This is a genomic window from Actinomadura violacea (assembly GCF_017573465.1).
GTDB classification, from domain to species: Bacteria; Actinomycetota; Actinomycetes; order Streptosporangiales; family Streptosporangiaceae; genus Spirillospora; species Spirillospora violacea.
The window spans coordinates 275,192-294,625 of record NZ_JAGEPF010000009.1; the positions used below are offsets into that span (position 1 = coordinate 275,192).

Below are 19,434 nucleotides of genomic sequence, written 5' to 3' on the forward strand. Positions count from 1 at the left end.
GCTGGGCGATGTGAGGAGATTGCGGTGCTCGAGCGGGTGCGGTCGGTGGCGAGTCTGGGCGTGCGGGCGACGCGGGCCGTGCGCGATACCGGGATCATGCACCCGGTGCGGCCCGACCGGGCGGCGCGGCTGCTGTTCCCGTACGTGCGGTTCGGGCCCGTTCCGGCGACGGTCGGGGCGATGGCGGCGCTGCGGTTCCCCGGGCGGACGGCGCTGATCGACGAGCGGGGCGCGCTGACGTACGCGGAGCTGGAGGAGCGGGCGGCGGCGCTGGCGACGGCGTTGAAGGAGCGGGTCGGCGACGGGAAGATCGGTGTGCTGTGCCGCAATCACCGCGGCTTCGTCGAGGCCGTTCTTGCGGCGTCGCGGCTCGGGAACGACGTCGTGCTGCTGAACACCGATTTCTCCGCGACGCAATTGGGACAGGTCGCCGAGCGGGAAGGCGTCGAGCTGCTCGTCCACGATGAGGAATTCGGCACGGCGGTGGACGAGTCCGGGTTCGCGGGCGAGCGGGTGCTCGGCTGGACGGACGGCGGCGGCGAAGGCGAGTCGATCGACGCGCTGGTCGCGGCGACGGGCGCCGAGCCGCTGAATCCCGACCGGACCAGCAACGTCATCGTGATGACGTCCGGGACGACGGGGACGCCGAAGGGCGCGCAGCACGACCTGTCGGTGTCGTCGCTGCTGCCCGCCGCGCTGAGCCATCTGATGCGGGTCCCGGTGCGGTCGGGGGCGCCCCTTGTGGTGGCGCCGCCGCTTTTCCACATTCTGGGGTTCGCGTACACGTCGGTGGGGCTCGGCATGGGGATGCCGCTCGTGCTGTTCCGGCGCTTCGACCCGGACGAGGTGCTGAAGGCGATCGCCGATCGCGAGGCGGAGACGCTGGTCGCGGTGCCGGTGATGCTGCAGCGGATCCTGGACGCCGCGCGGCGCGAGCGGCGGCGGACGCCGTCGCTGCGCGTCGTCGTGTGCGGCGGGTCGGCGCTGCACCCGCACCTGTCCGAGGCGTTCATGGACGAGTTCGGCGACGTGCTGATCAACGTGTACGGCGCGACGGAGACGGGCTGGGCGACGATCGCGACGCCGGAGGACCTGCGCGCGGCGCCCGGCACGGTCGGACGGCCGTCGTTCCGCCTCACCGTCAAGATCCTCGACGAGGACGGCGAGGAGGTGCCGGACGGCGAGACCGGCGAGATCTACACCGGCGGCGGCCTGCGGTTCGCCGGGTACACCGGGGGCGGCGGGAAGAAGGTCCGCGACGGCCTGACCGGCACCGGCGACCTCGGCCACTTCGACGCGGAGGGGCGGCTGTTCATCGACGGCCGCGCCGACGACATGATCGTCTCGGGTGGGGAGAACGTGTTCCCGGGCGAGGTGGAGAACCTGCTCGGCGAGCACCCGGAGGTCGCCGAGGTGACGGTGAAGGGCGTCGAGGACGACAAGTTCGGCCAGCGCCTCGCCGCCTATGTCGTGCGCAAGGAGAACTCACAGGTCACCGAGGACGACCTGAAGGCCCACGTGAAGAGGCACCTCGCCCGCTACAAGGTGCCGCGCGACGTCCATTTCGTCGACGAACTGCCGCGCACCAGCACCGGCAAGGTGCGGTCGAAGCAGCTGCAGGGCTGAGGCCACGTCCGGGCTCAGGGCCGCCGAACCCGGACGTGGCCGGCCCGGCGCCGCGATCGCGACGGGCTACGCGGCGCCGGCGCGGGTCTTGGCGGCCATGCAGATGCGGGCGAGGTCGTTGAGGGCGTCGGCGCGGCGCTCGTCGAGGCTGCGGCGGTCGCCCGGGCCCGCCTCCGCGAGGGTGTCGATGACCAGGGAGAACACCGGCCATTCGGCGGGGCCGATGGCGCCCTGGAAGTCGATGCCGTCCTCCAGGTCGTCGAGGTCGAGGTTGCGGGCGAAGGTGGCGAGCGCGGCCTCGGCGGCCACCACCCCGATGCGCATCGCCAGCGCGGCCGGCTCGCGGTCGAGGGGGCGCACGGTGCTGGAACCCATGGCCGATAAGATAGAACACATGAGCGATGCAAGTCGAACATTCGCTCGAAAACATTCCGGCGAAAACGCCGCGATTCAGCCGACGATCGCGTGCTGGAACAGATACGAGTGCGTGAAGTGCAGCGCGCCGTCCTCGCGGCTCGGCCGCATGCCGGTCGCGGGGCCGCCGGACAGCTCGTCCTCCAGCTCGCGGCGGATCCGCGCGGCCTCGTCGGCGGGCGTCCGCGCCAGCTCCAGCCAGGGCTCGAGCGGGCGGGTGAAGTCGATCCACTGCGTGCGCTTCACCTCGGCGCCGGCGGCGGTGGCGAGGTCCGCGATCCGCTCGCGGGTGAGCATGGCGCCGTGCGAGGGGTCGCGGAGCCGCTCGATCCGGTCGGGGTCGCCCGCCAGGCCGTCCGGCCGGACGAGGTCGGCGATGATCAGCGCGGCGCCGGGCCGGCTGACCCGCGCCATCTCCCGCACGACCGCCTCCGGGTCGGCCACCTGGTGCAGCGAGAAACGGGTCACGACCAGGGTGAACGTCCGGTCGAGGTAGGGCAGCGCGGTCGCGTCGCCGCGGGTGAAGGTGACGTTGGTGACGCCCTGCCGGTCGGCCTCCCGCTTGCCCTCGGCGAGCATCGCCGGGGTGAGGTCGAGGGCGGTGACGTGCCGGACGCGGCGGGCGATCGCGCGCGACACGATCGCGGTGCCCGCGGCGACCTCCAGGACGTTGTCCTCCAGGTCGAGTTCGGGGTCCATGAAGCGGACGAGGTCGTCCAGGTGCCGGGTGAACGCGACGTTCAGCCGCGGGTCGGTGAACCCGGCCGCCTGCTTGGAGAACTCGCGTACGACCTTGTCGCCGTGGGTCACCGTCACGTCGCCTCCCTCGATGCGGTTCCACGGATCATCCCTGAAACGGGGTGCGGTGACCAGGGGTGGTGACACTCTTCACTGACGGACGGTAAGCACGCGTCAGGCGGCGGGGACGGACTCCAGGAGGGCGGTGAGGCCGGCGGCGTCGAGGAGGTCGGCGGGCCGGACGGTGGTGTTCGCGGCGACGTAGTGGAACGCGGCGCTGACCTCGCCGACGTCGACGCCCGCGAGCTCCGCCCACGCGAGCCGGTACGCGGCGAGCTGCACGGACGCGAAGCGGGCCTCGTCGCCGGACGGCGGCCGGCCGGTCTTCCAGTCGACGACCTCGTAGCCGCCGCCGCGCCGCCGGAACACCGCGTCCATCCGGCCGCGGACGAGCCGGTCGCCGATGATGGTCTCGAACGGGACCTCGATGTCGAGGGGTTCGCGGGCCGCCCACTCCGACTCCTCGAACCGCTCCTGCAGGCGGACCAGGTGCGCGTCGTCGGCGGCGCCCTCGTCGGCGGCGCCGGGCAGCTCGTCGGGGTCGAGGAGGCGCTGCTGCCCCCAACGCCCCTCCAGCCAGGTGTGGAACGCGGTGCCGCGCCGCGCGTAGGGGGCGGGCGGGCGCGGCATCGGGCGGCGGATCTGCCGGGCGAGCGCGGCCGGGTCGCGGGCGAGCGACACCAGCGACGACACCGACAGGTGCGCGGGCAGCTCGACGAGGAGGCCGTCGCCGCCGCGGCCCCGGTCGCGTTCGGCGAGCAGGAGCTCGACGTCGCGCGCCCACGCGGTCATGCGGCCGCGGTCGGCGCCGGACAGGCCGTCGTCGCCGGCCCACAGCCGGTTCCGTCCGGCCATCGCGTCCTCGACCATGCGGGCGGCCTCGACGACGGCCTCGTACCGTTCGCGGGCGGACGCGTCGGTCCTGCCGCGCTCGCCGGGGGCGATGGGCCACTGCGCCTCTTCGGGGTCGGCGAGCAGCGGGTTCGTCTCGCCCTCCTCGGGCGGGTCGGCCCAGACCGCGACCGTCCCGGCGCCGGCGAGGCACACGGCCCGGACCTCCTCCAGGAACGGGGAGGGGCCGAGCGGGCGGCCGGACGATCCCCACCAGTATCCGGTGGTGATGAGCAGGCTCGACGCGCGCGTCACCGCGACGTAGGCGAGCCGCCGCTCCTCGCGCAGGTCGCGTTCGGAGCACGCCTGGTCGAACGCGGCGAGGTCGTCCTTCTCCAGGCCGTTCAGCGGCGGCAGGTCGGCGCGGTCGCCGCGCAGCATGAACGGCAGGACGCGCGGGTTCGCCGTCCAGCGGGTCGCGTTCTGCGGCGGCGACGGGAAGATCGACCCCTTCGCGGGCCCGCCGTTCTTCTGCGGCACGTACGACAGGCCCGGCACGACGACCACCGGCCACTCCAGGCCCTTGGACGCGTGGACGGTCAGCAGCTTGACGCTGTCGGTCTCGCCGACGCGGCCCGCCTCCAGCCCGAACTCCTCGGTCTCGGCGGCCTTGAGGTAGGCGAGGAACGCGCCGAGCGTCGGGTCCTCGGCGTCGCCGGCGAAGGTGGCGGCGGCGTCGATGAACGCGTCGAGGTCGGCGCGCGCGGTGACGGGGTCGAGGCCGGAGCGGGCGGCGACCTCGATGTCCAGGCCGAGGGCCCGCTCGACCTCGTTGACCAGGTCGGGCAGCGGCAGCCCGACCTGGCTCCGCAGCCCGCGCAGCTCGTCGCGCAGCCGCCGCAGCCGCCCGTACCCCTCCGGCGAGTACGCCTCGGGCGCGCCGAGGTCGTCGAGCGCGTCGACGAGGCTGCCGGTCTCCTGGTTCAGCTCGCTGACGAGCTGCCGGAGCGGGTCGTCCGGCGCCTCGGGGGCGTCCGGGGCGTCGCCGGCCGTCTCGGACGGCTCGTCCGCGGGACGTTCGGGCGGGGTGACGTCGCGCGCCGACTCCTGCGCCAGCGCGCGCGCCCGCCGGCCGAGCGCGACCAGGTCGCGCGGGCCGAGCCGCCAGCGCGGGCCGGTGAGCAGCCGGGCGAGCGACGCGCCCGCCGTCGGGTCGTGCATGACGCGCAGGGTCGCGACGACGTCCTGCACCTCGGGGACGGTCAGCAGCCCGCCGAGCCCGACGACCTCGACCGGGATGCCGCGCGCCTCCAGGGCCCGCCTGACCAGTGGGAACTGCGACCGCTTCCGGGCGAGGACGGCGACGTCGGAGTACTTCAGCGGCTCGGGCTGCGGGCCGCCGTCCGGCGCGACGCCGGGGTCGCCGGTCATCAGCCCGGCGATGCGCCCGGCGATCCTGTCGGCCTCGTCCTCGACGGTCTCGAACAGCGCGCACTCGACGCGCCCGCGCCCCTCGCGCCCGGCGCCGGGGATCAGCCGCGGCACGGCCTCGGTCTCCGCCCGCAGCTCCTCCTGGATCCTGGCGGCGGCCTCGAGGATCTGCTCGCCGTTGCGGAACGACCTGCTCAGCTGCACGACCGGCGCCGGCACCGGCCGCCCGGACCCCACCGCGGGCTGCGCCGGGAAGTCGTAGGCGAACCGCAGCAGGTTCCCGGCGCTCGCGCCGCGCCACCCGTAGATCGACTGGCACGGGTCGCCCACCGCCGTCACCGGGTGCCCGCCCGCGAACAGCGACTTCAGCAGGACGAGCTGCGCCTGGCTGGTGTCCTGGTACTCGTCGAGCAGCACGACCGAGAACCGGGACCGCTCGATCATCCCGACCTCGGGATGCCTGTAGGCGATGCGCGCGGCGAGCGCCATCTGGTCGCCGTGGTCGATGACCTCCCGGTCGGCCTTCGCCCGGCCGTACTTCTCGATCAGCGGCATCATCTGCTCGCGGACGGCCTGCCTGGCGAGGATGTCGCGCTGCGCCTTCAGCGGCTTCTTCAGCGCGGCGAACCGCTCGTCCAGCCACGCCCCGACCTTGCGGACGTCGTCGGCGGTGCGCAGATGCTCCGACAGGTCGCCGGACAGCTCCATGACGGCCTTGGTGACGGTGTCGGGCTGCCATTCGATGCGGTCCATCGGCCCGTCGTAGGCGTCGACGACCCGGGAGCAGATCTGCCACGCGACCGCCGGGGAGATCAGCCGCATCGTCGGTTCGAGCGCCTCGCGCAGCGCGTGGTCGCCGAACAGCCGCGCCGCGTACGAGTGGTACGTCGACACCATCGGCTCGCCGTCGAACAGCGCCTCGCCGCCGAGCCGCTCCAGCTCGTCGGCCGGCAGCACCTCGCGCAGCTTGTCGAGCCGCTTGCGGACCCGGACGCCGAGCTCGGCGGCGGCCTTGCGGGTGAAGGTCAGGCCGAGGACGCGCTCGGGCCGGACGAACCCGTTCGCGACCAGCCACACCACCCGCGCGGCCATCGTCTCGCTCTTGCCGGACCCGGCGCCCGCGATCACCGCCATCGGCGCCATCGGCGCCTCGATCACCCGGGCCTGCTCCTCGGTCGGCTCGGGGATCTCCAGCAGCCGCGCCAGCTCCCCCGGCGTGATCACCTCGCTCCCCCCGAGCCAATCAGTCGCCTACCTGCCCGCCCTCGTCGTGGACGGGACAGCAGGAGCGTACGGGACACGTCCGACACTTGTCGTTCGCACGCGCCTGGAAGACGTCGCCGGCCATCCCGGCCGCGACGATCTCGACCAGCTTCTTGGGCCACTCCGGGTCCTCGTCCTCGGCGGGCGGCGGCTGCTCCTGCTCGCGCGCCTTCGCGGTGAACGCGGCCTTGCCGACCTGGATCAGCTTCGCGCCGCCCGGCTCGATCAGCCCGTGCCGCTCGAACGCGCCGAGCATCACCGCGTACTGGTAGACGCCGAGCTGGGGGTGGCGGGCAAGGTCGTCCTTGGGGACGGCGGTGGAGGAGGTCTTGATGTCGATGATGACGGCGCGGCCCTGCTCGTCGCGTTCGGCGCGGTCGATGCGGCCCTTGATGACGACGCGGCCGAGGTCGACCTTGAACGACTCCTCCAGCGCGACGACCTCGTTCGGGTTGTCGCGGTGCCAGGTGAGGAACTTGTCGACCATCGCGGTGGCCTGCTCGCGCTGCTTCTCCGAGTACCAGGTGCTGCGGAAGTCCAGGTCGTTCCAGATCTGGTCGAGGCGCTCGGCGACGTGCACCTCGGTGACGCCGTCGTCGGCGCCGGCCATCTCGGCGACCGCGTGGATGACCTTGCCCATGGTGCTGTACTCGTTCGGGCCGCCCTCCTGCGCGCCGACCGCCGACGCCAGCAGCCAGCGCAGCCCGCAGGTGGTGAACGCCTCGACCTGCGACGGCGAGATCGCGATCTGCTCGTCGTCGGCGAACGCGGGGCCCTGGTCCGACAGCGCGGTGATCGCGTACCAGTTCTCGGGCCGCGCGCCGCGCACGCCCGCGCGCGCGAGCCGGGCGAGGTGCCCGGCGGCGGCGCGGCGCAGCGGCTCGGGGCGGGTCGGGTCGGACACGACCGACCGCAGGTCCGCGACCAGCGCGGACAGCGACAGCCAGCGGGTCTTCTCGTCCAGCTGGGACTGCTCGATCGCGCCGGGCAGCAGCTCGTTGAGGAACCGGGACGGCCGTTCCTCGGTGTCGTCGCCGCCGACCGCCGTCACCACGAGCCGCTTGCGCGCGCGCGTGACGGCGACGTAGAACAGGCGGCGTTCCTCGTCCAGCATCTTCGCCGCCATGGACGCGCCGGCCGCCGCGTCGGAGTCGGGCTCGGCGCCCGCCGCGTGCTCGACCAGCTCCTCGACGCCGAGCAGCGAGCCGCGCAGCCGCACGTCCGGCCAGACGCCCTCCTGGACGCCGGCGACGATGACGACGTCCCACTCCAGCCCCTTGGAGCGGTGCGCGGTGAGGATCCGGACCGCCTCGCCCTCGGGCGCCTGCTCGGCGAGGGTGTCCCCGGCGATCTCCTGCGCGGCGATGTCGTCGACGAACAGCTCGGGGCCGGCCTGCGGCAGCCGGTCGACGAACCGGGCCGCGTGGTCGAACAGCGCGACGACGGCGTCCAGGTCCCGGTCGGCGGACGCGCCGCGCGTCCCGCCCTTGACGCTCTGCTCCAGCAGGACGTCCGCCTGCCCGCTCTCCTGCCACACCGCCCACAGGACGTCCTCGGCGGACCCGCCGTCGTGGACGCAGCGCCGCGCCACGTCGATCAGGTTCGCGACCCGTTCCGCCGGGGCGCGCACCTTCTCGTGGACGAGCGTCAGCTCGCGCGGGTCGTTCACCGCCGCGATCAGCAGCTCGCCCAGCGGGCGCTGCCCGCCCGACAGCTCCTCCAGGTCGCGCAGCGCGCGCTTGAGGCGCCGCATCGCGAGGGCGTCGGCGCCGCCTAGCGGGCCGGTGAGCAGGTCCTCCGCGACGACCTCGTCCAGGTAGCCCTTCTTCAGCGCGGCCCGCAGCAGCACCAGGAACGGCCGGACGGCGGGCTCCTGCATCAGCGGCACCTCGTCGCCCGCGACGACGACGGGGACGCCCGCCTGCGCGAGCGCCCGCCGCAGCACCGGCACCTGCCGGACCGCGCTGCGCACCAGCACCGCCATCCGCGACCACGGCACGCCGTCGAGCAGGTGCGCGCGGCGCAGCTCGTCCGCGACCAGCGCCGACTCCTGGCTCTCGGAGTCCGCGATGACGGCGCGCACTTCGTCGGCGGGCCCGGAGGGCGCGCCCCCCCGGGAAGGCGCGGCCCCGCCCTCCTCGGCCTCGTCCGGCGTCAGGAGGGCCCGGTGCTCGGCGGCGCCGGCCGAACCGGCGGGCAGGCGGCGCGCGATCCGCCGCGACGCCTCCAGGATCTCCGGCCCCATGCGGCGGCAGGTGCGCAGCGCCACCACCGGCGCGGGCCGGCCGTCCAGCGTGGGAAAGCGGTTCGCGAACTCCTGGATCCCGCGCACGTCCGCGCCCCGGAACCCGTAGATCGACTGGTCGGGGTCGCCGACGACGACCAGGTCGCGGCCCTCCCCCGCCAGCAGGTGCAGCAGCGCCTCCTGCGCCGGGTCGGTGTCCTGGTACTCGTCCACGAACACCACGTCGTAGGCGTCGCGCTCGCGGATCCGGACCTCCTCGTCGGCGAGCATCCCGGCGGCCATGTAGATCAGCTCGCCGTAGTCGTAGGTGGGGACGGGGTCCAGCGCGAACCGCTCGACGTACCGCTCCATGAACGCGCCGATCGCGGGCCAGTCGTCGCGGCCCCGCATCCGCCCGAGCGCGACCAGCTCCTCCGCGGTGAACTGCCGCTCGACGGCCCGTAGCGTGAAGTCGCGCAGCTCCTCGGCGAACCCGCGCGTCGCCAGCGCCGCCCGCAGCCGCTCCGGCCACTCCCGCGCCCCGTCCGCCAGCTCGCCTTCGAGCAGCCGCCGCACTTCGAGGAGCTGCTCCGGGCCGGACAGCAGCCGCGGCGCGGGCTCCTCGTTCAGCACCGCGTCGCGGCGCAGCAGCGCGTACGCGTAGCTGTGGAACGTCAGCGCCAGCGGCGTCCGGGTCGTGCGGTGCAGCCGGCCGGTGATCCGCTCCCGCAGCTCCCCGGCCGCCTTCCGGCTGAACGTGAGCACCAGCACCCGCTCGGGGTCGGCGCCCCGGTTCTCGATCCGGTCGACGACCGCCTCGACGATCGTCGTGGTCTTCCCGGTGCCCGGCCCGGCCAGCACCAGCATCGGCCCGCCCGCGTGCTCGACGACCCGCCGCTGCCGCTCGTCGAGCAGGGGCGGGACGGCGCGCGCGGGACCCGCGCGGCGGACGAGACGGTAGGAAGCAGGCGGCACAACATTTCATTGGAGCAGATCACCGGGGCTCCTCGGACCACAACGGGCGCATGTCGCGAAGGTGACGGGCGGCGAACGCGTGCGACACGGGACTCGGCAGCCTGCACAAACGCGGACCCGCCGCGATGTGCGCTCTTCCGTTGCGGCCCGCGCAACCGATCATGAAGAGTCGCGGGAACCCCCGTGCACGGAACGCGGACGGCCGCGTCCCGGGGAGGTGGGAGGTTTCACCCCTTGTCGCCTGCGCACTGGATCTATCTCCTGGGCCTCGCCGCCCTCATCGCCACCGTCGTGGCGCGCAAGAACGTCGTGGGTCTCGCCGTCTGCGGGACGTTCGTCACGGCACTGGTCTACAGCGGCAGCGTCACGACCGGGATCGCGGCGGTCTTCAACGCCGGGATCGTCGCGGCCCGCGAACTGCTGCCGATCTTCCTCATCATCGCGATCGTCACCGCGATGCTCGGCGCCATGCGGGGGCTCGGCGCCGACCTGATGATGGTGCGGCCGCTGCAGCGGCTCGTCCGCAACGGGCACCTGGCCTACCTGGTGCTCGCCGTCGTCACCTACCTGCTGTCGATGTCGTTCTGGCCGACGCCGGTGCTGCCGCTGATCGCGGCGATCCTGCTGCCGGCGGCGGTCCGGGTCGGGCTGCCGCCGCTGGCCGCCGCCATCGCGATCGCGATCACCGGGCAGGGCATGGCGCTCAGCTCCGACTACATCATGGGCGTGGCGTCCGGGCTGTCCGCGCAGGGCGCGCACGTGCCCGCGGGCGCGATCGCCGACCGCGCGCTGATCATCTCGCTCATCGCGGGGGTGGTCGCGCTCGGCGTGTCCTACCTGCGCGACGTCCGCACCAAGCTGCTCGACCCGGTGGTGGCGGCGGCCGCCACCCTGGACCTCGCCGCCGCCGGCGACGGCGACGTCCATGCCGAGACGCACCGCGAGGCGGGGAGGATGGTGGGCGGCGCGGACGGCGGCGCCGCGACCGCGACCCTGACCGCGACGGGTCCCGCGGGCCCTGAGGAGGAGCCCGCCAGGCCCGGCGCGCGGGCCCGGATCGTGGCGGTGGCGGTGCCGCTGGCGTTCGCCGCGCTGCTCGCCGTCATGCTCCTCGGCCGGTTCACCTCCCTCGTCCCCGACATCGACGACGGGCAGGGCGCGCCGCTCGTCGGCGGGACGGCGGCGCTGGCGCTGGTCGCCGTCGCGGTCGTCGCGGACCGCCGGAACTGGCTGCAGAGCTGCGCCGACCACTTCACCGACGGCATCGGGTTCGCGTTCCGGACGATGGGCGTCGTCATCCCGATCGCCGGGTTCGTCTACGTGGGCCTGTCGGACTACTCCGGCGAGATCCTCGGGATGCCGGACGGCGCGAAGGGCCCCGCGCTGCTGCTGGACGCGATCGGGCGCGTCCAGGACCACATCCCGCACGTGCCGGTGTTCGCCTCGTTCGCGATGCTGCTGGTCGGCATGGTGATCGGGCTGGACGGCAACGGCTGGCCCGGGCTGCCGTTCACCGGCTCGCTCGCCGGGGAGCTCGGGCACGCGGCGGGCGCCGACCCCGCCACGCTCGCCGCGATCGCGCAGAACGGCGCGAGCTGGACCGGCGGCGGGACGCTCGTCATCTGGTCGTCGCTGATCGTCGTCGCGGGCCTCACCGGCGTGCCGGTCATCGACCTGGCCAGACGGTTGTTCGTGCCGGTGGTGACGGGCCTGGTCGTGGCCACGGCGGTCGCGGCGGTGGCGCTGTGAGCGCGGCGCCGGACGCGGTGGAGACCGCGGAACGGGTCAGGACCGGCGCCCTGGCGGCGCGCGACGCGGTCGCGGCGGCGCTGGACCGGATCGCCCGGCTGGACGGGGACCTCGGCGCGTTCGTCCATTTGGACGCGGACGGCGCGCTCGCCCGCGCCGAGGCGATCGACGCGATGGTGGCGCGCGGCGAGGACCCCGGTCCGCTCGCGGGCGTCCCGCTCGCGGTGAAGGAGCTGCACGCCGTCGCCGGCTGGCCGTACGCGATGGGCAGCGTCCTGCACGCGGACCGGATCGCGGACCGCACCTCGACGATCGTCGCGCGGGCGGTCGCGGCCGGGGCGGTCCCGGTGGGGCTCACCGCTTCGCCGGAGTTCGGCCGGGCGTCGTTCACCGCGTCCGTCCTGCACGGCGTCACCCGCAACCCGCACGCGCCGGAGCTGACGCCGGGCGGGTCCAGCGGCGGTTCTGCCGCGGCGGTCGCGTCCGGCATGGTGCCGCTCGGGACCGGCACGGACGGCGCCGGCTCGCTGCGCATCCCGGCGTCCTACTGCGGGCTCGTCGGGTTCAAGGGGACGTACGGGCGCGTTCCGCGCGGGCCCCGGCACCGCGGCACCGCCGAGAACGACCACTACGGCGTCCTCACCCGCACGGTGCGCGACACCGCCCGGTTCCTCGACTGCGTCTGCGGCGCGGACGAGTACGACCGCGCGTCGCTGCCCGCCCCGGCCGTCCCGTTCGAGACGGCACTGGAACGCGAGGACCTGCACGGACTCCGCGTCGCATGGTCGCCCGACCTCGGCTGCGCGCCGTGCGACCCGGAGGTCGCGGCGGTCGTCGGGGACGCGGCGAAGGCGTTCGTCGCCGGGACCGGCGCGCGGGAGGTGCCCGCCGGGCTCCGGCTGGAGTCCTGCGGGGCCGCGTTCCGCACGCTGTCGGTCCCGGACGTCCACGCCGAGCTGCGGGCCGCGCCGGACGACCGGCTCGGGTCCGTCCACCCGACCGTCCGCCGCTACGGCGACGCGGCGCAGGCGCTGGACGCGGACGCCCTGGTGGACGCGCACGAGGCCCGCGCGCGGCTGGTCGAGACGCTCGCCGAGGCGTTCGGCCGGTTCGATCTGCTGCTGACTCCGGCGACGCAGGCCCCGGCGTTCCCGGCGGAGGGGCCGATGCCCACCGAGATCGCCGGGCGCCCCGTGGACCACTGGGGCGCGCTGGCCGTCACGTTCCCGTTCAACCTGTCGGGGCATCCGGCGGTGTCGGTGCCCGCCGGGCGGGCGGGCGGCGCGCCGACCGGCCTGCAGATCGTCGGGCGCCGCCACGAGGACGCCCGCGTCCTCGCCGCGGCGGCGGCGTTCGAGCGCCTGCGCCCCTGGTCCGCGGGCTGATCCCCGCCGGGCCGGGCGGTGCGCGCACCGCCCGGCCCGGCGGGGCCTTCTAGGCGGTCGCGATCTTCTCCTGGAAGGCGCGGAGGGCGGCGGCGCCGACGGCCTTGTCCTGGTCGCCGTTGCCGCCGCTGACGCCGACCGCGCCGACGACCTCGCCCTCGTGCACGATCGGGAACCCGCCGACGAAGATCGCGAACTTGCCGGGCAGCATGTGGCTGATGCCGAACGCCTCGTTGCCGGGCAGCGCGGGCCCGTTCGGCGGCTCGTTGAACCTGTGGGTGTCGCGCTGGTGGCCGGCCGCGGTGAACGCCTTGGCGATCGCGATCTCCACGCCGGTGAGGCGGGCGCCGGTCATCCGGTGCAGCGCGATCGGGTGGGCGCCGTCGTCGGCGACGCAGATCGTCTGCTTCACGCCGATCCGCCGCGCCTCCTCCTCGGCTGCGGTCAGCATGACCAGGGCGTCTTCCAGGGTGAGCCGGTGAACGGTGTGCACGGGACCTCCGGTCGTCTCGAGCGGAAACGCCGTCCCGGCCTACCCTCGCCGCCGTTTCCACGGCGCCGAAGATTGGGTATTGCCGGAATCGGAATTGTCGCGCAGGATGTGGCCAACGGATGGAGCGCCGGCTCGCACCGTCCGCCACGCATTGCCTTGACTCCCGTCAGTCTCGGAGGCCCGCCGCCACCGGGGCTATGTACACTCTGCCGAACGATCCGGACGGGATGTGGGCACATGGCACAACCATCGGTATCCCCGACGACCCCCGCACCGGCCCCCGCCGGCGACCAGGTACCGGTGCGGACCCTGCTCGCCGAGCCGCTGCTGCGCGGCACCCTCACCGCCGGGGCGTCCGGCCTCGACCGCGGCGTCGGCTGGTGCCTGCCGCTGTCGGAGGTCCGCGCCGACCCGGGCACCGGGCCCGATCTCGCCGGCGTCGCCGTCCACCTGCCGGTGGCCGCGCTCGCCGCGCCGGACGAGGCGGCCGCGGTGGTCGCCGGCCTCGCCCGCCGGGAGGCCGCCGCACTGCTCGCCTGGCGCCCGCGCGGCACCGGCACCGGAACCGGCACTGGAACCGGCACCGGCACCGACCTTTCCGCCGCGGCCCGTGCCGCCGACGCGGCGGGCGTCCCGCTGCTGGAGCTGCCCGCCGAGGCCGACTACCGGACGGTGAGCCGGCTCGTCGGGCAGAAGGCGCTCGCGCAGGCCGCGCACATCCTGGAGTACGGGACGCGGGTGCACCGCACGCTCGCCGAGGTCCTCGCGCACGGGCCGGGCATCCCGGCGATGGCGCACGCGATCGTCGGGCTGTCGCGCTGCTCGGTGCTGATCTGCGACGCCGACGGCGAGCGCCTCGCGTGGGCGGAGACACCGGACGGCCCCGCCCCGGACCCGGGCGCCGTGCAGGCCGCGCTCCCCGCACCGGCTCCGCGCGGGCCGGACGCCGTCCTGGACGGGCACGCGCACGCCGCCGAGACCGAGCTGGCCGTCGAGCCCGGCGTGACGCTGAACGCGCTGATCACGCCCGTGGTCGTCGGCGGCGAGCCGTTCGGGCGGCTGGTGATGGTGGAGCGGACGTGCCCGCCGGACCCGCACGACCTCGCGCAGCACCGCGTCGTCGCCGAGCACGGCGCGACGCTGATCGGGTCGGAGATGCTGCGGCAGCGGTCGGTGCGGGCCGCGGAGGAGCGGGCGCGCGGCGACTTCGTCGAGGCCCTGGTGCACGGCCGGTTCGCCGACCCCCACGAGCTGGGCGCGCGCGCCCGGCACCACGACTTCGACGTCGACGGCCACTACGCGGTGCACGTGGTGTCGGCGGCGGCGCTGCTGCCGGTCGGCCGCGACTACCTGCGCCGGACCGTCACCGCGACGCGCACCGCGCAGACGCTGGAGCCCGCCGGCTGCACGCTGACCGCCGCGATCGGCTCCACGATCGTGGTGATCCGGCAGGTGGCGGCCGGGCCGGACCCGCTCAAGCAGCGCGCCGAGGCGGCCCGGTTCGCCGAGCGGCTGCACCGGGCGCTGCGCCCGCGGCTCGGCGACGACCTGCGGGTCACGCACGGCCGCCCCGGCCCGGGCGCGGCGGGCGTCGCGGCCGGGTACCACGAGGCGCGGCTCGCGATGGGTCTGGCCTGGCACACCTCGGCGGCGCCCGTGTGCGGCTACGACGACCTGCGGGTGTTCGCCGCGCTGAAGGACGTCGCGGGCAGCGCGGAGGCCAAGTCGTTCGCGCACGAGACGCTCGCCCCGCTGCGCCGCGCGAACGGCGGCGACCTGGAGCAGATCGTCCTGGCGTACATCAGGACGTCCGGGAACCTGAACGCGGCGGCGCGCGAGCTCGGCATGCACCGCAACACGATGCTCTACAAGCTGGACCGGGCGTCGCGGGCGCTGCGGATGGACATCCGGTCGGCGGACGCGCAGTTCATGTTCTGGCTGGCGCTGCACATCGACACGCTGGCGACGGTCACCGGCACCCTCGCCGACGAGATGGCCCCGCCCGCCGCCGCCCCCCGCTGACCGAACCACGTTCACTTGCGGCGTGTCGTCCTTAAGAGCGCGGTCTTGAGGACGACACGCCGCAAGTCAACGGAGGGGGTCGGGGCCGGCGAAGGAGGCCAGGAGGCCGAGCGCGGCCGTGGCGGCGCAGACGGTGAAGACCAGGCCGAACGCGGGGGCGTGGTCGAGGACGGCGCCGACCCACGCGGCGCCGACCGCGGAGCCGCCGAAGCGCAGCAGGTTGAACAGGCCGAGGCCGGCGCCGATCCGTCCGGCGTCCGAGCGGGTGGCGCCGGTCGCGGCGGGGGTCTGGACGAACGCGACGCCGGCCCCGGTGAGCGCCAGCGCGGCGAGCAGCAGCGCGATCGTCCCGGACCAGGCGAGGACGGCGGCGACGAGCGCCTGACCGGCGATGAGGACGGCGAGGCCGCCGCGCAGGACCGTCCGGGCGCCGAGCCGTTCCATCAGCAGGCCGGTGACGGGCCCGAGCAGCGACATAGCGAGCGGCAGGCTCAGCAGATAGGCGCCCGCGACGAGGGTGGCGGTGTGCCGCTGCGTGGTCAGGTACACGGGCACGGCCAGGAGCGTCGCGCCGAGGCAGAACATCTGCGCGAGGACGCTGAGGCACGACCGCAGGTAGCGGGTCTCGATGAGCAGGCGCGGCGGCAGGAACGCGTCGGGCCGTCCCCGCGAGGACGCGACGTAGCCGACGGCGGCGAGCAGCCCGGCTAGGGCGCCGCACCATACGACGGGCGAGGCGGCGCCGAGGCTGGCGGCGGCGGACGTGGCGCCGAGGCCGAACGCGGCGGCGAGGGTGAGCAGCGCGGCGCCGCGCCAGTCGAGCGGAACGGCCCGCGCCCGCCCCGGCGGGACGAACCGGACCGCGAGGACGGCGGCGGCCAGGCACACCGGCACGACCGGCCAGAACACCGCGTGCCAGCCGAACCAGGTGGCGAGGCCGCCGCCGAGCGCGGGCCCGGCGGCCTGCCCGACGCCGTTGGCGGCGGCCCACAGGCCGAGGGCGCGGCCGCGCCGGTCGCCGTCGAACCGGACGGCGATCAGCGCCATGACGGCGGGCAGCATCGCGGCGGTCGCGACGCCCTGCACGGCCCGCGCCGCGACCAGCAGCGGCAGCGTCCCGGCGAGCCCGGCGCCCGCCGAGGCGAGCGCCAGCATGAGCATCGCCGCGACGAACACCCGGCGCGGGCCGATCCGGTCGCCGAGCCATCCGGAGACGGGCAGCAGCACCGCGAAGGTGAGGGTGAACGCGACGACGACCAGGGTCCCGGCGGAGATCGGGGCGTGCAGGTCCCGCAGGATCAGCGTCAGCGGGACGTTGACGATGGTGTTCGCGACGGTCCCGGTGAACGTGCCGAGCAGCAGCGGGACGAGCGCCGCCCACGGCCCGCGCCCCGCCTCGTCGCGGCTCCGGGCGCCGTGTCCCCGGTCGACCGCGGTCATCCGCGGGCGAGATTGCGGCGGCGCGGGCCGCCGTTCGCGGCGTCCTCGGGTGGGACGTGCACGAGGATCTGCCCGTCCTCCTCCTTCACCGGGTACACGCGGATCGCCTTGGTCGCGGGGGGCGTGATCGGCTCGCCGGTGGCGAAGTCGAAGACGCTGCCGTGGCAGGAGCACAGCAGGCCGTCCTCGGTGGCGCTGCCGGACGACAGCAGGCAGTCCAGGTGGGTGCAGTAGTTGGACATGGCGTGCACCTCGCCGTCCCAGCGGGCGACGGCCACCTCGGCCTCGCCCACGAAGAAGCGGCGGACGACGCCCTCGGGCACCTGGCCCGACCGGGCCACGGGCTGGTATTCCATCGGTCGCTCCTCAGGGTGCGTGGGGCTGGGGGTCAGAGGGTGTCGAAGATCTCGGTGAGGTCGGCGTCCTCGTCGCGCAGGACGTCCGGGTCGGGCGCGGCGCCGGCGCCGATGAGCTGCCGCGCCACGGCGAGGTCGCCGCCGCGGTCGATGGCGAACGCGCCGCGCAGCACGCCGCCAGCGAGGTGGAAGGCGATGAAGTCGAAGTCCTCGACGCGGCCGCGGACGACGACCCGGTCGGCGCCGTCGCAGTGCCCGGCGTGCTGGAGGTTGCGGCCGAACTGGTCGGACCAGAACCAGTGCGGCGCGGTGTGCGCGGACTTCCCGCCGAGGATGTTCTTCGCGGCGGCCATTCCCTGCGCGTTGGCGTTGTCGAAGTGCTCGGCGCGGACGCGGCGTCCGAGGTCGGGCCGCCACTGCAGGGCGACGTCGCCGGCCGCGTAGACGCCGTCGACGGACGTGCGGCAGTACTCGTCGACCGGGATCCCGCCCGCGGTGTCGATGCCCGCGCCGGTGACGGCCTCGACGTTGGGCACCATGCCGGCGCCGACGACGACCACGTCCGCTTCCAGGGACGCGCCGCCGCTGGTCGTGACGACCGCGCCCGACGCGGTCTCGGCGTAGCCCTCGACCTTCTCACCGGTGCGCAGGTCGACGCCGCCGGTACGCAGCAGCGCGGCCATGACGTCGCCCATCAGGTCGCCGAGGACGTGCCCGAGCGGCCGTCCCGCCTGCTCGACCAGGGTGACCTGCGCGCCGAGGTCGATGGCGGTGGACGCGACCTCGCAGCCGATGAACCCGGCGCCGATCACCACGACCCGCGCGCCGGGCCGCAGCTCGGCGCGCAGCCGGTCCGCGTCGTCGATGGTGCGCAGGTAGCGGACGCGGTCGCCCTCGATGCCGGGCAGCCGGCGCGGCCGCCCGCCGGTCGCGATCAGCAGCGCGTCGGCCCGCAGGGACGAGCCGTCCGCCAGCTCCAGGCTCCGCTCGGCGGGCCGGATCGCGGTCGCCGCCGCGCCGAGCCGCAGCTCCACACCGTTGCTCTCGCACCAGTCGGGGGTGAGCAGGTACAGCTCGTCGCGGCCGTCCTCGCCCGCCAGGTACTCCTTCGACAGCGGCGGCCGCTGGTACGGGACGTGCGGTTCGGCGCCGGCCAGGGTCACGCGGCCCTCGAAGCCGCGGCGGCGCAGCGTGCGGGCGGCGACGGCGGCGGTCTGCCCCGCCCCGGCCACCACGACCGACTCGAGTTCCCTCAGGGGGGACGACCCCCCTGTACCCCCCGAAGAAGTGCGTGTCGTCATCTAGTGCTCCTCTTCCAGGACGCGGGGGCGCGGGTCCACGTAGACGGCGTCGCCGGCGATCCGCACGGCGTGGCTCGGCTGGCACTCGTCCCGGTCCTCGACGCGCCCGGTCGCCGGATCGATCAGCCACTGGTGGCCGGGGCAGATCACCCGCCCGTTCAGCACCGTCCCCTTCGACAGGGACCGCTGCTTGTGGACGCACACGTCGTCCAGCGCGTAGACGTCGTCGCCGACCAGGAACAGCGCGACCGGCCGCCCGGCCACGCTCACGCCGAGCCGCTTGCGCTTGCGCAGCTGCGCCAGCGACGCCGCCTCCACCCACTCCTCGTCCACGTGCTCCTCCTCGCGTGTGGTGCGGCGGCGGGGCCGCGGGGCCCCGCCGCCGGGTCGGGATCGGATCAGGCGCCGACGAGGTCGGGCTTGACGTAGGTGTCGTAGAGGCCCTGCGTGTAGGAGAAGCGCATGTCCGCGCCCCACCGGCACAGCTTCAGGCAGCGCTGCTGCAGGGCGGGCGTGTCGGCGTGGTCCAGGACGATCTGGTAGCCGCGCTCGCCGTGCACCACGTCGGAGGTGATGTGCAGGTCGAAGAACTCGATCTCGTCCTCGGTGAACCCGTACACCTCGCGCAGCGGCACGATCTGCTTCTTGTAGATGCTCGGCACCTGCGACTCCAGGCCGACCACGAGGGCGGCGGTGGCGACCACGAAGTGCTCGCGCATCGCGACCGCGTAGCACCACGCCTGCAGGCCGCGGGTGATGGCGTTCATGTTGTCGGGGTTCTCGACCCGCTCCTTGGTGGTGCCGCACGCCTCGGCGAACCGGATGAGCAGGTCGGTGTGGCGGATGTCGGCGAGCTCCTCCTCGTACATGTTCTGCAGGGTGAAGTCCTTGGCACCGGTGAACTCGTCGGGCGTGTTGCCGTAGACGTAGCCGAGGTAGTCGGCGAACGGCCCGACGTAGTGGTAGTGGTTCTCCGCCCAGCGGGCGAAGTGCTCCCGCTTCAGCTCACCGTTGGCCCACGCCTGGCTGAACGAGGCGTTCTTCGCCTCGCGCCCCTTGATCGCGTTCTCCAGCGCGGCGCGGAACTCCTCCTTGGACAGCAGCTCTGCCATTTCCTTGCTCCTTC

The 19,434-nt window shown here is 74.7% G+C and carries 14 protein-coding genes; 4 read left to right on the forward strand and 10 right to left on the reverse strand.

Translation table 11 applies throughout. The annotated features are described in order from the left end of the window. Positions 1–24: 24 nt before the first annotated feature. Entirely contained in the window at positions 25–1,626 is a 1,602-nt protein-coding gene (locus tag J4709_RS16150; protein ID WP_307801284.1) for an AMP-binding protein, read from the forward strand. Positions 1,627–1,692: 66 nt separating this feature from the next. On the opposite strand, the gene J4709_RS16155 is transcribed toward J4709_RS16150, so the two are convergent. From J4709_RS16155 to J4709_RS16170, 4 genes are all read right to left on the reverse strand, one after another. After that, entirely contained in the window at positions 1,693–2,001 is a 309-nt protein-coding gene (locus tag J4709_RS16155; protein ID WP_173099205.1) for a hypothetical protein, read from the reverse strand. A 75-nt stretch (positions 2,002–2,076) separates the two neighbouring features. Then, positions 2,077–2,856, reverse strand: a complete 780-nt coding sequence (locus tag J4709_RS16160) for a class I SAM-dependent methyltransferase (protein WP_208241457.1) — start codon at positions 2,854–2,856, stop codon at positions 2,077–2,079. Between the two features lie 96 nt (positions 2,857–2,952). Further along, positions 2,953–6,324, reverse strand: coding sequence for an ATP-dependent helicase (locus J4709_RS16165; protein ID WP_208241459.1), 3,372 nt, complete (start codon positions 6,322–6,324; stop codon positions 2,953–2,955). A 19-nt stretch (positions 6,325–6,343) separates the two neighbouring features. After that, on the reverse strand, positions 6,344–9,562 hold the full coding sequence (locus tag J4709_RS16170; RefSeq protein WP_307801285.1) for an ATP-dependent helicase: 3,219 nt from the start codon (positions 9,560–9,562) through the stop codon (positions 6,344–6,346). Positions 9,563–9,796: 234 nt separating this feature from the next. Between J4709_RS16170 and J4709_RS16175 the strand changes: the two genes are divergently transcribed. Continuing rightward, the gene (locus tag J4709_RS16175) at positions 9,797–11,311 is read left to right on the forward strand and encodes a hypothetical protein (protein WP_232383537.1); all 1,515 of its coding nucleotides are present in this window, start codon (positions 9,797–9,799) and stop codon (positions 11,309–11,311) included. Then, positions 11,308–12,696 carry an amidase gene (locus J4709_RS16180; protein ID WP_208241463.1) on the forward strand — a complete coding sequence of 463 codons (1,389 nt, stop codon included), beginning with the start codon at positions 11,308–11,310 and terminating at the stop codon, positions 12,694–12,696. The genes J4709_RS16175 and J4709_RS16180 overlap by 4 nt, the downstream gene beginning before the upstream one ends. A gap of 49 nt (positions 12,697–12,745) precedes the next feature. On the opposite strand, the gene J4709_RS16185 is transcribed toward J4709_RS16180, so the two are convergent. Continuing rightward, on the reverse strand, positions 12,746–13,189 hold the full coding sequence (locus J4709_RS16185; protein WP_208241465.1) for a GlcG/HbpS family heme-binding protein: 444 nt from the start codon (positions 13,187–13,189) through the stop codon (positions 12,746–12,748). A gap of 237 nt (positions 13,190–13,426) precedes the next feature. Between J4709_RS16185 and J4709_RS16190 the strand changes: the two genes are divergently transcribed. Continuing rightward, a complete protein-coding gene (locus tag J4709_RS16190) occupies positions 13,427–15,211 on the forward strand; it encodes a PucR family transcriptional regulator (RefSeq protein WP_208241467.1) in 1,785 nt (594 codons plus the stop codon). A 66-nt stretch (positions 15,212–15,277) separates the two neighbouring features. Here J4709_RS16190 and J4709_RS16195 read toward each other — a convergent pair whose 3' ends face one another. From J4709_RS16195 to J4709_RS16215, 5 genes are all read right to left on the reverse strand, one after another. Then, positions 15,278–16,651: an MFS transporter gene (locus J4709_RS16195; RefSeq protein ID WP_208241469.1), complete on the reverse strand. Its 1,374-nt coding sequence runs from the start codon at positions 16,649–16,651 to the stop codon at positions 15,278–15,280. After that, positions 16,648–17,007, reverse strand: a complete 360-nt coding sequence (locus J4709_RS16200; protein ID WP_208241478.1) for a Rieske (2Fe-2S) protein — start codon at positions 17,005–17,007, stop codon at positions 16,648–16,650. The genes J4709_RS16195 and J4709_RS16200 overlap by 4 nt, the downstream gene beginning before the upstream one ends. A gap of 32 nt (positions 17,008–17,039) precedes the next feature. Then, the gene (locus tag J4709_RS16205; protein WP_208241480.1) at positions 17,040–18,242 is read right to left on the reverse strand and encodes an NAD(P)/FAD-dependent oxidoreductase; all 1,203 of its coding nucleotides are present in this window, start codon (positions 18,240–18,242) and stop codon (positions 17,040–17,042) included. 66 nt (positions 18,243–18,308) lie between these two features. Then, positions 18,309–18,641 (reverse strand): Rieske (2Fe-2S) protein, encoded by a 333-nt coding sequence (locus J4709_RS16210; RefSeq protein WP_208241484.1) that lies wholly within the window; start codon positions 18,639–18,641, stop codon positions 18,309–18,311. Between the two features lie 65 nt (positions 18,642–18,706). Then, positions 18,707–19,420 (reverse strand): iron-containing redox enzyme family protein, encoded by a 714-nt coding sequence (locus J4709_RS16215; protein ID WP_173099194.1) that lies wholly within the window; start codon positions 19,418–19,420, stop codon positions 18,707–18,709. Positions 19,421–19,434 lie beyond the last annotated feature (14 nt).

Bases quoted from the DNA above. Each gene is read 5' to 3' on its own strand.
- J4709_RS16190 (WP_208241467.1), top strand. From the start codon at position 13,427: ATGGCACAACCATCGGTATCCCCGACGACCCCCGCACCGGCCCCCGCC.
- J4709_RS16155 (WP_173099205.1), bottom strand. From the start codon at position 2,001: ATGGGTTCCAGCACCGTGCGCCCCCTCGACCGCGAGCCGGCCGCGCTG.
- J4709_RS16215 (WP_173099194.1), bottom strand. From the start codon at position 19,420: ATGGCAGAGCTGCTGTCCAAGGAGGAGTTCCGCGCCGCGCTGGAGAAC.
- J4709_RS16195 (WP_208241469.1), bottom strand. From the start codon at position 16,651: ATGACCGCGGTCGACCGGGGACACGGCGCCCGGAGCCGCGACGAGGCG.
- J4709_RS16200 (WP_208241478.1), bottom strand. From the start codon at position 17,007: ATGGAATACCAGCCCGTGGCCCGGTCGGGCCAGGTGCCCGAGGGCGTC.